The sequence below is a fragment of the Haliscomenobacter sp. genome (genome assembly GCF_965225875.1).
Taxonomy (GTDB): Bacteria; Bacteroidota; Bacteroidia; order Chitinophagales; family Saprospiraceae; genus Haliscomenobacter.
In genome coordinates this window covers 201137-216537 of sequence record NZ_CBDDBS010000001.1, presented here as the reverse complement: position 1 = coordinate 216537, position 15401 = coordinate 201137, and the positions used below count along the sequence as shown (strand labels likewise).

The 15401-nt window shown below is 48.1% G+C and carries 9 protein-coding genes; 5 read left to right on the top strand and 4 right to left on the bottom strand.

Annotated features, from left to right (window positions below; genetic code table 11):
* Positions 1 to 19: 19 nt before the first annotated feature.
* The 4 genes from ACO08K_RS00805 to ACO08K_RS00790 form a co-directional block, all read right to left on the bottom strand.
* A complete protein-coding gene (locus ACO08K_RS00805) occupies positions 20 to 793 on the bottom strand; it encodes a hypothetical protein (protein WP_421794482.1) in 774 nt (257 codons plus the stop codon).
* A gap of 176 nt (positions 794 to 969) precedes the next feature.
* The gene (locus tag ACO08K_RS00800; protein ID WP_421794481.1) at positions 970 to 1299 is read right to left on the bottom strand and encodes an L-rhamnose mutarotase; all 330 of its coding nucleotides are present in this window, start codon (positions 1297 to 1299) and stop codon (positions 970 to 972) included.
* Between the two features lie 13 nt (positions 1300 to 1312).
* On the bottom strand, positions 1313 to 4042 hold the full coding sequence (locus ACO08K_RS00795) for a glycosyl hydrolase (RefSeq protein ID WP_421794480.1): 2730 nt from the start codon (positions 4040 to 4042) through the stop codon (positions 1313 to 1315).
* A 361-nt stretch (positions 4043 to 4403) separates the two neighbouring features.
* Positions 4404 to 5816, bottom strand: coding sequence for a Gfo/Idh/MocA family oxidoreductase (locus ACO08K_RS00790; RefSeq protein WP_421794479.1), 1413 nt, complete (start codon positions 5814 to 5816; stop codon positions 4404 to 4406).
* A 366-nt stretch (positions 5817 to 6182) separates the two neighbouring features.
* Between ACO08K_RS00790 and ACO08K_RS00785 the strand changes: the two genes are divergently transcribed.
* The 5 genes from ACO08K_RS00785 to ACO08K_RS00765 all read left to right on the top strand — a co-directional run bounded on the left by ACO08K_RS00785 (position 6183) and on the right by ACO08K_RS00765 (position 15282).
* Positions 6183 to 7517: a TonB-dependent receptor gene (locus ACO08K_RS00785; protein WP_421794478.1), complete on the top strand. Its 1335-nt coding sequence runs from the start codon at positions 6183 to 6185 to the stop codon at positions 7515 to 7517.
* Complete coding sequence (locus tag ACO08K_RS00780) at positions 7459 to 8442, top strand: TonB-dependent receptor plug domain-containing protein (protein ID WP_421794477.1); 984 nt, start codon at positions 7459 to 7461, stop codon at positions 8440 to 8442. Before ACO08K_RS00785 ends, ACO08K_RS00780 begins: the two co-directional genes overlap by 59 nt.
* Positions 8443 to 8702: 260 nt before the next feature.
* Positions 8703 to 10295: an N-acyl-D-amino-acid deacylase family protein gene (locus tag ACO08K_RS00775; protein WP_421794476.1), complete on the top strand. Its 1593-nt coding sequence runs from the start codon at positions 8703 to 8705 to the stop codon at positions 10293 to 10295.
* 74 nt (positions 10296 to 10369) lie between these two features.
* Complete coding sequence (locus ACO08K_RS00770; protein WP_421794475.1) at positions 10370 to 12349, top strand: OmpA family protein; 1980 nt, start codon at positions 10370 to 10372, stop codon at positions 12347 to 12349.
* Positions 12350 to 12483: 134 nt separating this feature from the next.
* Positions 12484 to 15282 (top strand): M16 family metallopeptidase, encoded by a 2799-nt coding sequence (locus tag ACO08K_RS00765; protein WP_421794474.1) that lies wholly within the window; start codon positions 12484 to 12486, stop codon positions 15280 to 15282.
* Positions 15283 to 15401 lie beyond the last annotated feature (119 nt).

Here is a 15401-nt window from a genome sequence, read left to right as displayed (position 1 = left end):
CTTATTTTTGCCCCACTACCTAGAGCCGTTTGTAGGTTTTACTGAACCGGTATGCCGCCATCACATTCCACATAAAATCCCGATTACCGGCAATGTTTGATGTAAACGTTTGATTGATGGTGCCTTGCAGACTAAACGGGAAATGTTGCTTTGTGATGATCCCTGTTGCAGTAAAATAATTCCCTGTGGAGCCATCAACGTTTAGGAAATAGACCGTAGGAATAAATTGGAATCTAAAATTGCCACCTATCTTGATGTTGCTGATGCTGGTGTTTAAAAATAATACATGGGTGGTTTGTGGCCCGTGATTTTGCAAGCCGTTGCCATTCAAATAAACTGCTCCGACACTCCAATTCGGAGTAATATGAAAATTAGGTACAGCCTCAAAAGCCACAAAACGCAGCATTTCGGTGATTTCAGTTTGAACACCTTTGTCAATGACTTCTTTTCGAATAAGGCTAAAAGCAGGATGAGTCTCGACCCTAAAAGTGAATTTTTTAGTGTCAATAAGTTTGTAGCGCAGCCAAAAGATCAAACCACCTTTGCTGGCATCGGGTACCAGGCGAATATCCGGGTCAAAACTGAATCGCTTCTTCTGAAAGTAGAGATTCATGATGACTGCTGGGCTATTTAAAGAAAAGGTTGGAACGATTGAGAAGCCATTGTTGGTGATCCCAATCGTTCCAGAAAAACTGCTTATGATGGCGGTGCTATCTACAGATTGCCCAAGGCATCTCGATTTGGTAAAAACAATCAAAAGGATAACCAGAGAAAAGGCGCTTTTGAGTTTCATTTGTAGTGTATTGAAGGTGCTGATTTGCAAATGTTTAAGTGGTTTTTTAAACAGGTGCAAATATAAGCCTTCCTTACACTATGGAGTAATGATTTTCAATCCAATTCTTACGAATTTCAAATAAATACTCAATAATGACCACGGGTTTTTATGATGACCCAACCTCAAAAGGGTGCTCAATCCGCTAAAAATTGGAAGACCCTTTCCAAGGGCTGCACCACTGGCGAGTTATCTGCATTCACCTCCATGATATCTGCCATATAATCCCACCATTTGCGCATGATCGGCAGGCCCGGCAACAGGTCTACGCTGTGATCAATACGGCGCTTTTGGTAAGCAAAAAGGTGTCCGGTACGGGGCTCCAGAAAGATTTGGTAGTCCAAAATCCCGGCCTCTTTGATTGCCGCTGATAATTCTGGCCAGATTTCGTCGTGCCGGCGTTGGTACTCTACCTCATTGCCTTTAATGAGGTAGAGTACAAAAGCGATTTCTTCAGTATTTGCCATGATGCTGAACTCTTTACAAACGTTGGAACATCAATTTTACCGGCCCTTTCAGCCCCGAAGGTACTGGTGCCCAGCTGGAAGCGTCAAAAGGTTGGTAGCGGATGTCCACAATATTGATGTCGTAGAATTTTTTCCAAGGCGTTTTTTGCCGATCCAGGTAGCGCACCCGATTGGCCGAAAGATTGGTCACCTCGATCTGGATGGTATTCTCTTTTTGCAAAACTCCCTCTGGTACATTGAGTACAAAAGGCAAGCTCCAAACCGAACCCAGGTCGCGGCCATTGATGCTCACCTTCGCCATTTCTCGCACATCACCCAGGTCCAGGCGCGCTGGTTTTCCAACCTGAAATTCGGGCAAGGAAAAGCTCAAGCTGTAACGCCCGGTTCCACTGAAATACTGTGCCAGAGTATCTGGAGCCTCGGTCCAGGAAGCCAGGGTGTCGGCTTGATAGCCCTTGGGTACGAAGGGTTTGCCGCTCAAAAACTCCACTTTCCAGGGGCCGGTGAAATCTTTCACATCGGCTTCTTCAAATGGCAGCGGCCAACGGGTAAGGGTAGTATCCGCCTTATCCAGCGCCTCGATGAAAATGCTAGAACCAGGGGCCAGTTGCAAAAAGGTTTCAATGTTATTTGGACCCAAGGTTCTGAATCCTTCCCAACCGCTTTGTTGGCTTAAAGGGTCATATAATTTCAGCATTTTGGCATTACTCGCCAAACGAACCCGGCCTTCTTTAAACCGCCCAGATAAGTTGCTGATGAAGTACAGAGTGCCTTTGTCAGTCTTTTTGCGGATAAAGGACAATCCCTTTTCAGCCAGAAATTCCCGACGTACGCCAGCCTTGCTGAGTGCCGCCCCCAAATCCCGAACCAGGGTGACTTGGAAATTCGACATCAAGGCCTGCATAGCTTTGCGCCGCTCTTCCAAATTATTCCAGCCATTCACCGTACGAGGCAATCTGGCTTCAAACAGGATTGAGGCTCCAGCCTGTTTGAGCCGAACTAAAGCCTGGATTGTGGCCAGGGGAATAAATTCGGTTATGGGCAAAACCAGCGACTTGTACCGCGCACCACCCGTGGAAACCAGAACGCCATTTTCAACCTTCAATCCCTGAATTTGCCGATCGGAAACAAAATCATAGGCCAGGCCTTGGGCACTCATCCAGGCGGAAGTTCGCCCAAAAGGACTGTCTTTTATGTCATGCACCATTGAGTGAACCTCCATCGGGTGGGTTTTGCCCTTGCGCCCGGCCGCATGCCACACATCGTAAATGGGGAAATAGAGCAGCACATCGTTGTCCGGTTTGGCCGCTTGCAAACGGCTTTGGCTGCGCTCGATGTAGGCGTTCAGTTGGGGCAAAAATGGCCAGAAATGACTTTGTTGGTTAAAATTGGTAGAGGCGTAAAACAACCAGCCGGGGAACTCTGCGGCGGGTGGAGAATAAGGCACCCCGTGGTAAAAAATATGATTGACGCCGGATACCAAACATTCGTCCACAATTGGTTTGACTTGTGAGAGGGCTACTTTGAAGTGGTTGCCCAACCAGGTAGCTGTTTCACAGGATACCATTTTGCGCCCGGCTACGTGTGCTGCTGAGGCCGCCCACTTGATCACAAAAGCATCAGGTTCGCCAAAACGGTTGACTTCATAATCTGGGTCAACGCGGTAACCAGGAATGCCATAAGGTTTGCTGCCAAAAAACTCGGTTTCGGGCACGTCGGAAGCGGCGTAGAGGTCGAGCAGGTTGGCCGGGGCCCCATGGGCTTCATTGCGCACAATTTTGCCAAACTGTTTGCCCAGTGCCATCAGGGGTTTGGTGAAGTCTTCCAGCAAAACGTCGGAAATGGTCTCATGGTAGTCGGCCCAGACCCGTTTTTCTCTATCGGTGATGGCGGTATCTTGTGCCAGTACATCCAGGTGGGTGAGCAGGTCATAACCGCGCAGTTGTTGGAATTTTTGCACAAAAGTGCTGGTCCAGTTGGCCCCGTAAACTTCGTATGAATCATTGTAAAATGCCCGCACCCCGTAGTTTTTAGCCATAAACACCTGGGCAAAGGTTTGAAAGTAGGTTTTGATAGCCGTCGCGTTGAAGTGGTCGAGCACCCAACCTTCGGCACCCGGGGCGGCCCGTTTAACTTTTTGGCCAGTGGGCAACTGGTACAGTGCATAAAGGTCGCTTTCCCGTGGGTATTCCCAACTGATGCCTTTACTGATGTCCAGTTTTTGGATAAAAGCGCTGTGAGAATAGGCCGATACTGCTATGAGTTTAGCGTTTTTCCATTTTTCAGGGACAGCTGGCAATTGGGTGATTTTTTCATTTGCTTTTACATCCATGCGTTGCACCTGAAAGGCTTGTGCGGCATCTTGGGGTTTGACTTGTGCGCCCCCAAAAGGCCAGCCAGTGCCCAGGGTCATGTCGATGCCCAGGCCCAGTCGTTTGGCTTCAGTACAAGTGTAATCCAACATGGCCAACCACTGCGGACTGAGGTAGGGGATAAAATTGGCTTCTTCGCCCTTCACGCCGTAAATGGGAATGATGTGCAAGCCCCCAAAACCGGCTGCCGAAAAATCTTCGAGGTTTTTTTTAATGTCGGCTTTGTTGACGGCACTGCCCATCCACCACCAGTAAGCCCAAGGCTTGGCGGAACTGACTTGGGCACTGAGGAAAAAGGGAAGAATGAGGAGTAAGGAGATCGTAGTGAAAAGCTTGGAAAAGCTCTGCAAGCGGAAAAATGACTTGGACATGCGCTGTAGGTAATTTTGTTCGGGGGGCAAAGGTAAGATACTTTCTTGGGAAAATTGATGTGCTAAAGCGACATCAATAGCAACGCGGATGAAACGGATCAAGCGGATTTACACGGATTTTCTTTTGCCTGCGGCAAAAGTTTTTAGCCACAAATGACACAAATTTTCACAAATTTAAGCACAAACTTCGTTTGCGCTATTGAGCTAAGAGACGAACGAAGTGAGTGTCCAATTTGTGAAAATTTGTGTCATTTGCGGCTCCTTCAATCACGCCGCAGGCGGGATAAAATCCTTGTTCATCCGCCTTCCGTGTCACCAGCGCTGCTACCATGTCGCTTTTGAACTGATACAAGCAAACACCCTACGACGCCTTCCCCCGCACCGCCATCGGCTTCAAATCCGTCAACTCCGCAATGCTCACCTTCCGGTTTTGTTCAATGCTCTTCCGAGCCGCAATCCCGATCAGGCAAGACATCGCACCATCGCGAGTTCCCGCCTTCAAACCAAACGGATCGGCCATATTCGGATCGCGGAAAATCATGTCGTGCATCCGTTTGTCGCCGCCGCCGTGGCCACCTTTGAACTTGGGTACTTTGACCGACTCGTGTTTGCGCGCAAAATTGTCCATCACGATGATTTCCTCGTATTCGGTGGGTACTTCGTTGTTGTTTTGGGCCATTTCCTGGGCATGGCGATTGGCCTGATCAACACTTTCAAAAACCCCGTGCTGATAAGGGATATCTTGCCAGGAATCCAGACGGCCGTTGAAGCCGTTGAACGCAATGCGCCAGCCTTCGTAAGGTGAATAGGTGGTCAGCGAGTAGTTGACCAGCACCCCGTTGGCGTATTGGATTTGCGCCGACATCTTGTCATAAATGTCAATTTCGGAGCGCCATACACAACCGTCACGGAAATAGCCGTCGTGTGATTCGTTGTCGGTGTACAACGCCGTGTAGTATTTGTCTTTGGTGACATCGTAATAAAACTTACACTTGTCTTTGTGCTTGCAAGTGCGGCACTTGATGCCTCGGAAGGAATTGTTGGCCCCGTAGTGATCCAGGCTGCCGAAGGCGGTTACTGCAACCGGCTCTGAATTGATCCACCAGTTCAACAAGTCAAAGTGGTGTGTAGCCTTGTGCACCCACAGCGAGCCACTCCGCGACTTGATGCCATGCCAGCGACGGAAATAATCCGAGCCGTGGTACACGTTGAGGAACCAGTTGAAATCGACGGACACCAGTTTGCCTACCCGGTCCTGCATCAAGAGCTCCTTAATTTTGGTCATGTGAGGTCCGTAACGGTAGTTGAAGCCGATGGTGACTTTACGCCCAGTGCGGCGCTCCGCATCCAGAATGGCCTGGCATTTGATTTCATCGGTGGTCATGGGTTTTTCAGAGATCACGTCGGAACCCATTTCCAAACCCTTGATGATGAACTCGTGGTGGGTCGCATCCACCGTGGTAACGATGAGCACATCCGGTTTTTGGGCGCGCATCATTTCTTCAAAGTCGGTGTAGGTTGGGCAAGTGGCACCGATGTACTTTTTGGCGGCTTCGACCCGTCCGGGGTTGATGTCGCACAATCCGACAAATTCAACCATATCCCCGTAGTTATCCAATACGGTTTTGCCCCAAAATCCGGTGCCCCGGCCTCCGGTACCGACCATGGCAATGCGTTTTTTTGCCCCTAAATGGGACATGCCTGTCAGGTTGGGTGCTGCCAATACACCTCCAGCTGCTACCGAGGCCGTTTGGATAAATTCTCTTCTGTGCATAGTGCTTATAGTTTAAAGTTGAAGGGTTTTTATATTGAAATGACTAAGGTTTGCATAGCGATGAGTGACATGTGTGATACAAGTCAGAGAGACTGCTTAGAGCCTTCCTAGTATTTATGTGGTAAGTAGTAGTAGAAAAAAATGTGTAGTAGTAAAAGTAAGAAGAGTAATAAAAAAACAGTGATGCAAGGTTACGAATTTTGATGCAAAAAACCTTCCTGTGCTGTCCTGTACTAATTCCGAAAATCAAAATTAGTGCATTGTTGGGGTCTAAATAAAAAGATGATACGAAATTTTTATTTAGACTTGCCTAAATAAAAATTTCTGCTTACCTTAGCGGCGTATTTTCCCAAAATCACTCAATCTATGCTGGCTCGCTACATATTCCTTTTTTTGTTGCTGTTTCCAGGATTTGTTATAAGCCAAACGGCTCGTTTGCAAGGCAAAATCCTGCACGAAAATAACCCATTGCCTTATGCCCATGTACAGATCAAAGGCACTGCCTGGGGTGCCATCAGCGCTGACGATGGTTCCTTTGTAATCGAAAATATGGCAAAGGGACAGTATGAACTCCAGATCTCTGCCCTGGGTTATCAGGTTTTTTCTCGCTCGATTGAGGTACAGGAAGCCTCACTTGACCTGGGCAGCATCGAAATGCAAGAAGATATACTGGGTTTGCAGGAAGTAGTAGTGACTGGAGCGATGAAAGAAACCTTCATCAAGGATTCGCCGGTCAAAATAGACGTGATCACCCATCAGTTTTTGCTGCGCAACAGTGCCCCTACCAACCTCACCGAAAGCATCAAAATGATCAACGGGGTGCAAGAAACAGTGGCTTGTGGGGTTTGTTTTACCAATAGTTTCAGTATCAATGGTTTGCCAGGAGCCTACACTGCGGTGTTGATTGATGGTACCCCTTTGTACGGCAACTTATCGGCGGTTTATGGACTGAATGGTATTCCATCTACTTTTATCGAACGGATTGAAGTGATCAAAGGGCCCAATTCCACTCTTTATGGCTCCGAAGCGGTGGCCGGAGTCATCAATGTCATTACCAAAGATCCTGCGCGCCAGCCTAAACTAGGCCTGAGCACCATGTTGACCACCCACGGTGAGTCCTACGGAACCTTGAGCTTCGCTCCCAAAGTAGGCAAGTGGAATACCTACTGGGGATTGGATTGGGCTTACAGCAATTCCTTTTCGGATGAAAATGCCGATGGATTCAGCGACCGCATCCACATGGATCGCTACACGGTATTCAGCAAATGGTCGATGGATCGGCCAGAAAAGCGGCGCTTCAATATTTTTGGCAAATTGTACTACGAGGATCGCCGCAATGGGGTAGAAGCTTTTTTGAAAAACCGGGCTTACCGTGAGATTCGGGGCAGCGACTATTATTATGGTGAAAGCATTTACACCCAACGTGCCGAAGTGTTTGGCACTTACGATTTGGCCACACCCACCCGCATGTGGATCGACTTTGCCTTTAACAACCACAATCAAAACAGTTATTACGGTGCTGATTTGTACGAAGCAGAGCAGCAAGTGGGTTTTACCAACCTCATCTGGAACCCAAAATTGAACAAACACGACCTGCTCCTGGGCTTGACCAATCGCCCTGCAACGCTACGACGACAATACCGTGGCCACGCCAAATGGTGCCGACCTGCAATACATTCCTGGCGTATTCGTCCAGGATGAATGGACCATTCAACCTAAAATGACCTTGTTGCTGGGCTCTCGTTTGGATTTGTACAAAGGCAATGGCCCTATCTTTTCCCCCCGGCTCAATTTGAAATACAAAACGGGCGATTGGACTACCTGGCGCCTGAATGCAGGTACTGGCTTCCGGCTAGTCAATTTATTCACCGAGGATCACGCATTTGTCACCGGACAACGAGAGGTTGTGATCACTGAAGACCTGAACCCCGAGCGCTCCTATAACTTTTCCATCAACTACAACCATATTTTCACCTTGGGTGAAAGTCAGGGCTCACTGGACATCGACGCCTTTTTTACCCATTTTCTCAACAAAATTATTCCCAGTTACGACACTCCTGGGAAAATCATTTACGCCAATACCGATGGTTATGCCCAAACCCGCGGCATCAATATTTCTTTGCAGCAGCAATTTCGTTTTCCCTTGAGCTACACACTGGGAGCGAGTTTTTTGCGCAGTACCCAGTATGATGCCATCGAAAATGGCAATTTTGAAACCCGGGCCATTCCCTTCGCTCCTGCCTGGACCGCTTTATCAGTGGTCAATTACCGTTTCAAAAAAGCAGGCATTACCTTGGCCTATACCGCCAATTGGACGGGTAACATGGCGCTGCCAGAAGTGTTTGATTTGGATCCAAGCGGGCAACCCTACCCGACACCCCGGCCTACTCGTTCCCCTATTTTTTCGGTGCACAATCTCCAGCTGATCAAAAGCCTCGCCAAGGGGAAACTGGATGTATTCACCGGGGTGCAAAACCTGTTTGACTACCGCCAGGTCTATTCCCCACTAGTAGGATTCAACGACCCACAAACCCAGCCGGGTTTTAGCAATTACTTTGACACGGCCTATGCATTTAGCCCCATTCATGGACGAGAATTTTATTTGGGTGTACGTTGGTCACGCTGATTCCAAAAAAATCTGCTAATTTTCCAGTCTGAAAGTGTATTTTAGACCACACTACTGGACATTATGCTCGAAGGACATGAATTGCCACGTGCTTTAGCGCGTGGAACGGGACTGCCCCTTTTGATGGGCTTTAGCCCAAGTCTTGATTTTCAAGCCAGGGCTAAAGCCCAAATCCGAGGATGTTCCGGTGACCCCAGGCTGAAGCCTGGGGCAATTCAAGTCCTCCGAGCGAAATGGCCGGTGTATCAGACTGGAACACTATGAAACAACTACTATGCATCTTCTCCAGCCTTATGCTGGTACATGTGCTGTCCGCGCAGGTAAACTTTGATGTGCTCATCAGAAACGGCCTGTTGATAGATGGCACGGGCCAGCCGCGGGTCAAGATCGATATTGGGGTGCGCGACGGAAAAATCGCCGCCATGGGTGGTTTGGGCGGAGCAACTGCTACACAGATTATCGATGCTACCGGAAAAATCGTCTGTCCAGGCTTTATCGATGTTCATACCCATATCGAAGGCAGCATCCAAAGCAATCCCAGTGCGGCCAATTTCCTTTTCGACGGGGTTACCTCCCTGGTTACAGGTAATTGTGGCAATTCGGCCAAAGACCTAAATGCCTTTTTTCAGGAATTGGAAAAACTCGGCATCGCGGCCAATGTTGGCACACTGGCGGGGCACAACACCATCCGCAGCGAAGTGATGGGCTCGGTCAATCGTGCACCTAGTGCCAAAGAGCTAACCCAAATGCAGGAATTGATGACCAAAGCGATGAAAGATGGAGCTTTGGGCCTGTCCACAGGTTTGATTTACATCCCCGGCACCTTTGCCAAAACGGATGAAATTGTCGCTTTGGCCAAAATTGCAGCACAATACAAAGGCATCTACGCTTCACACATTCGCTATGAGGATCACCGGGTGTTTGAGGCGGTTGAAGAAGCCGTCACGATTGGCAAGGAAGCCAAAATACCGGTTGAAATATCTCACCTCAAGGTAGCGGGCAAAGCCTCCTGGGGAAAAAGTGAGGCCCTGATTAACAAATTGTACGAATACCGCAGCGCAGGAATTGATGTCATGGTGGATCAATATCCCTATACTGCCAGTAGTACTACTTTGAGTACCCAAATCCCCGATTGGGCCTTGGGTGGGGGCAATGATTCACTTAAAATCCGCCTTGCCAATCCCAAAACAAAAGCGGCAATAGTCGCCGAAATGAAAAAAATGTTGGCCGAAAGTGGAGCTGAAAACTACAGCTTTGCCGTAATCGCCAATTGCCCCTGGGATACCACCCTGAATGGAAAATCCATCCCCCAAGTCACCCAAAAGCAAAAAGGCGAAACCTACAAGCTGGACGATGAGATAGAAACCGTACTCAAACTCTGCTCCCGTGGCCCTCGCGTTCAAATGGTATTCCACAAAATGGGGGAGGAGGACGTCAAAAAAATCATGCAATTTCCTTACTGTATGATTGCTTCGGACGCAGGGGTAGCCAGTTTTGGCCGCAGCATGTTGCACCCTCGCGCTTACGGCACCAATGCCCGGGTATTGGGTGCCTACGTTCGGGAGCAAAAACTCATGGCCCTGGAAGAAGCCATCCGTAAAATGACCGTACTACCAGCAACTCGTTTCAATTTGACTGATCGTGGCCAACTGCGCCCCGGCAAAGCTGCCGATATTTTGATTTTTGATCCCAATAAAATCAGTGCTCCGGCAACTTATGATCAACCCCATGCCTATTCTACGGGTATGGAATACGTTTTTGTCAATGGAATTGCCGTTATAGCATCAGGACAACTGACTGGAAAAAAACCAGGGGTCATTTTAAAAGGAACCCAGGGTTCCAGGACTCCATAGTTTCAAGCTTTGAACCCAAGTTCTGGAACCCTGGAACCCCGTAATTTTGTTCGTCCCCAAAACCTATCCATATTATGCGTAAACTTCTACTCCTCCTCGGCTTTTGTTGGTTTGCCGGCATCGAACTTTCCGGGCAAAACCTGGTGATGGCTGCTCAATTCACCAAAGAAGGCGACATAGCTTTTACTGAAAAAAAATACAACAAGGCGATCAAACTGTACAAACAGGCACTGGTTATCAGTGACAGTTTGCACGCCGCCCGGCGTGGAATGGGGGCCGCATATGAGCAGATGGGCGACTACCAACAGGCGCTAAATGCCTACCTCAAAGTGGTAGAACTAAGCCCCAAATTTTCGCGGGCGGTTTATTATGAAATTGGCCAATTGTATTACAAACTGGGGCAAAAAATGCGGGCAGTAACCTATTTTCAGCAGTTTCAACGCCTGCAATTGCTCGAAGACCTTTCTTTTACGGCCAATGGTTTGCATGAACAAACGCTGGAGGCAGGCTACCTCGAAAAATTACCCAACAACATTCGAGCCTGTACCGTTTCCCAAGATACCAATGTGTTGCTCAAAGATGTAAGCGTCTACAATCTGGGGTCCAACATCAATGATAAACACGACCAATATTTCCCCTGCTTAACCAATGACCAATCTCTTCTCTTTTATACCCGCATGAGCGCCACCGGCCGCGATGAGGATTTGTACTACAGTATTCACGAAGTGAATGGCTGGCGCAGAGGCGAGAATGTGGGCAATACCTTCAACACCAAATTGGACGAGGGCATGAGCACCCTCGTACGCGACGGGCGGCGGATGTTTTTTACCGCCTGCAAACGGGAGGATGTGATCGGAGTGTGTGACATTTGGGAAGCCCAAATCGAGGGCCACGAAATCAAGGAAGTGAAACCCATTTTAGGTCATCCCAACTCAGAAAAATGGGAATCACAGGCGGCGATTAGTTGTGATGGCCGCACCCTTTATTTTTCGAGTATCCGTGAAGGTGGCCTGGGTGGTGCCGACATTTGGTACAGCAAAAAGATGCTGGATGGCAACTGGAGCCCCCCGATGAACATGGGGCCCAACATCAACACTGCCCAGGATGAAGAGTCTCCTTTTATTTCCAATGATGGCCGCACCTTGTTTTTTACTTCTACGGGCCACTTGAGCCTTGGCGATCAGGATATTTTTATGAGTTTTTTGAACTCAAAAGGTGTTTGGGAATTGCCTACCAACCTAGGCCCGGAGATTAATTCTCCATTTACGGAGCGCTGTTTCTACTTGTCTGCAGATGGACGTACCGGTTATTTTGCTTCCAATCGACCCGAGGGTTTTGGAGGGATGGACATCTATCAGGTACAGTTCAAAGAGCCTTTGTACAGTGAACCGATGACTTTTGTGGAGGGGTTTGTAAAAGATTCAGTTTCAGAAAAACCGATACAAACCGTTGTCAAAATCACCGATCGGGAATCCATTCAAACCGACCCGGACGGAAGGTTTTTTATTTGCCTGCCCTCCGTCTCCCTTTTGCATACGGAAGCCAGCGTAAATGGATACCTGCCCTATAGCCGTAATTTCAACATTCCGGTTTGGGACAACAAACGTTTTTATTCCCTTGAACTTCGCCTGCAACCGGTGTATGTAAAACCAGCCGATGTTCCCAAAACCAAGAACAACAACAACGGGAGCAGTGACACTACTGCAACCACCATGAAAGTGCGCAAATCCCAACGTTACAATAAGAGCTTTTTATTCAAGTTTGACAGCGATGAAATGGAGATGAATGAACAAGACAAACTGGATGCATTTATCGCGACCATTGCGGGTAAAGAAGTACAACGCATTGAAATAGACGGCTATGCCGACGACATTGGCAACAATGGCTACAACTTTGAATTGTCGGAAAAAAGGGCCAAAAAAATCGCCCTTTACCTGGTAGATAAAGGCTACCCAGTCAATAGAATAGCCCTCAAAGGCTTTGGCGAAAGTACCGACGAGACCATCAAAAAACTCAATCGAAAAGTAGAGTTGAAAATCATTACTTTGGAATAAAGAAAATGCTTATTTGATTTAAAACAAAGCAATATTGATTTTGTAGAAAACGTTTTGTTAGAGCAATATACATACGCCACTGTAATGCCCAGGCGCATCTATACACTGTAATGCGTAAAAAACCTCGTACCTATATGAAACGTTTATTCCTCCTCGCCGTATTGCTGGCTTACACCCTCAGCAACCAGGCTCAAACTGCACCAACTGATCGCTTACCACTAGATCCCGCAGTACAAACCGGAAAGCTCAAAAACGGGCTGACCTACTACATCCGCAAAAATGCCAAGCCCGAAAAAAAGGTCGAACTCCGGCTGGCCATCAATGCGGGTTCGCTACAGGAAGATGACACCCAACTCGGTTTGGCCCACTTTTGTGAACACATGGCCTTCAATGGAACCAAAAATTTCCCCAAAAACGAATTGGTTGGTTTTTTGGAAAAAATGGGCATCCGTTTTGGTGCCGATTTGAACGCCTACACCTCTTTCGACGAAACGGTTTACATGTTGCCTGTGCCCCTGGAAGACCCCGGCAATTTGGAAAAGGGCTTGCAAGTACTGGAAGACTGGGCGCACAATTGTACTTACGACCCGGCTGAAATTGACAAAGAACGTGGGGTTGTTTTGGAAGAATCCCGGCTAGGCAAAGGGGCATGGGACCGCATGTTCGCCAAATACCGCACTCAACTTTTTGCTGGTTCCAAATACGCCAGTCGCCTACCCATTGGCAAGGATGAAATCATCAAAAACGCCAAGCCTGAAACCATCAAACGTTTTTACACCACTTGGTACCGACCCAATTTGATGGCGGTAATTGTGGTTGGGGATGTTGATCCGGCTGCTACTTTGGCGTTGATCAAAAAGCACTTTGAGGCCATTCCCAATCCTGCTACCATTGTTCCCCGGGTTGCTACCCCGGTGCCTGCCCGGAGCAAAACCGAAGTTCGGGTGGTCAGCGACAAAGAGGCTACCAATTACAGTCTGCAAATTTATTACGACAACATTAAGAGCGCAGATGCCAACACCCTGGGCGCTTATCACCAGTACATTTTAGGGCGTTTGTTGACCAGCATGATGAGCGCCCGCTTCCGGGAGGCGTCCCAAACCGCTAAACCACCGTTCCTCGGTGCGAGTGCATTTAATGGGGGCATGGCCCGGGGTTACAAAAGTTTCACCCTTTCCTGCGGCATCGGCAAGGTAGGCATCGATACTGCGCTGACGGCGGCATTCGGGGTGTTGGAACAAGCCCGAAAATATGGCTTTTTACCTACCGAATTTGAACGTGCCAAAAAAAGTATGCTCAACTCAATGGAGAGTTTTGCAAAAGAAAAGGACAAAACCGAATCCGAAGACTTCGTGCAAGAATACCTCAGCCACTTTCTGGAAAAGGAACCTTCCCCGGGCATTGAACTGGAGTTGAAATACCACCAGGATTTTTTGCAAAAAGCCACGGTGGAGGACGTCAACAAACTTTTTAGCGGCTTCAAAATGGATGGCCACAAATTCATTTTGCTGACCGGGCCGGAAAAAGGCAACCACACCCTGCCAACCGAAGCTCAACTATTGGCGATGTACACCAAAGCCAGTAAACAGGTAGTCAAACCCTATGAAGAAAAAGCCCTGGCTAGTAGCCTGATGTCCGCGCCACCCAGCGGTGGAAAAATTACCAAAGAAAGTTCCAACCCAGCCCTAGGTATTACGGAGTTAACCCTAAGCAATGGTGTAAAAGTCACCTTAAAAACCACCGATTTTAAAAACGACGAAATCCAGTTCCGCTCTGCTCGATTTGGGGGCGTCAACAACTACCCAGTGGAAGATTTGCGCAATGCTTCCTTAATTACGGGGATAGTTGCTGAAATGGGGTTGTCGAGTTTTACACCTAGTGATGTGCGCAAAATCAACGCAGGTAAAATCGCCAATGCCCGTCCTTCAATTGGCAACCTGAGTGCCGGTTTTTCAGGAAGTAGCAGTGTCAAAGATTTTGAGACCGCACTACAAATGGTTTACCTGTACGCCACTGCTCCCCGGCGTGATGAAGCCCTTTTTGCTGGCTACAAAGCCAAACAAAAATCACAGTGGGCCATGATGAGTTCGAACCCCCAGTTTGCCTTTTACGATACAGTCGGTACTTGGATGACGAACAATAGCCCCTGGCAATTTGGCCTCCCCAAACCCAACGATTATGAAAAGGTCAATCTCGATAGGGCCATGGCCATTTATAAGGAATGTATTGGCGATGCTACGGGGCAACACTTCATTTTTGTAGGCAGTCTGGACGAGGCCAAAATGAAACCCTTGATTGCCCAATACCTGGGAGCCTTACCTGTCAGCGGCAAGGAGCGCAATTGGAAAGACAATGGCATGCGCAACATTGCCGGAGTGCAGGAACTCAAGGTATACCGTGGTGCTGAGGCCAAAAGCGAGGTGCTGATTGCATGGCAAGGCGAGGTGGCCTACACGCCCGATCTGGATTTTCAGGCAGACGCACTGGCCGAAATCCTCAACATTCGGGTGATTGAAAAAATGCGGGAAGAAATGAGCGGTATTTATGGGGGCAATATGAGTTGTTCGATCAACAAGCTACCTTTTGAAAACTTTAATGCTTCCTTGACCTTCCCTTGTGGCCCGGAAAATGTGGACAAACTCATTGCAGCAGCCTTGGCGGAAATTGAACAAATCAAAACCAATGGCCCCAAAGAGGAAGACCTGGCCAAGATCAAAACACAATGGATGGAGCAAAACAGGGAAAAGGTCAAAACCAACGGTTATTGGCTGAGTGAATTGAACAACATCCAGATCTTTAAAACTGATCCCCAGCGAATGCTCAATTTCGACAAATACCTGGCGGCGCTTACAGCTCAAGACATTCAAAATGTAGCCAAGATTATTTTTGGTGGGCCGAATCGGGCCACGGCGGTCTTGTATCCAGCGAAGTAGTGAAAAGTGAAAACTGAATAGTTGATTGGCGAAAAGCGAATAATGAGAAGTAAAAAGGACCTCCCTTTGCTTTTTGTTATTCGCTTTTGCTTTTTTACTATTTTTACTTGAAGTTGATA

Excerpts from the sequence above, each read along its gene's own strand:
- ACO08K_RS00805 (WP_421794482.1), bottom strand. The coding sequence starts at position 793 with ATGAAACTCAAAAGCGCCTTTTCTCTGGTTATCCTTTTGATTGTTTTT.
- ACO08K_RS00800 (WP_421794481.1), bottom strand. The coding sequence starts at position 1,299 with ATGGCAAATACTGAAGAAATCGCTTTTGTACTCTACCTCATTAAAGGC.
- ACO08K_RS00795 (WP_421794480.1), bottom strand. The coding sequence starts at position 4,042 with ATGTCCAAGTCATTTTTCCGCTTGCAGAGCTTTTCCAAGCTTTTCACT.
- ACO08K_RS00790 (WP_421794479.1), bottom strand. The coding sequence starts at position 5,816 with ATGCACAGAAGAGAATTTATCCAAACGGCCTCGGTAGCAGCTGGAGGT.
- ACO08K_RS00785 (WP_421794478.1), top strand. The coding sequence starts at position 6,183 with ATGCTGGCTCGCTACATATTCCTTTTTTTGTTGCTGTTTCCAGGATTT.
- ACO08K_RS00775 (WP_421794476.1), top strand. The coding sequence starts at position 8,703 with ATGAAACAACTACTATGCATCTTCTCCAGCCTTATGCTGGTACATGTG.
- ACO08K_RS00770 (WP_421794475.1), top strand. The coding sequence starts at position 10,370 with ATGCGTAAACTTCTACTCCTCCTCGGCTTTTGTTGGTTTGCCGGCATC.
- ACO08K_RS00765 (WP_421794474.1), top strand. The coding sequence starts at position 12,484 with ATGAAACGTTTATTCCTCCTCGCCGTATTGCTGGCTTACACCCTCAGC.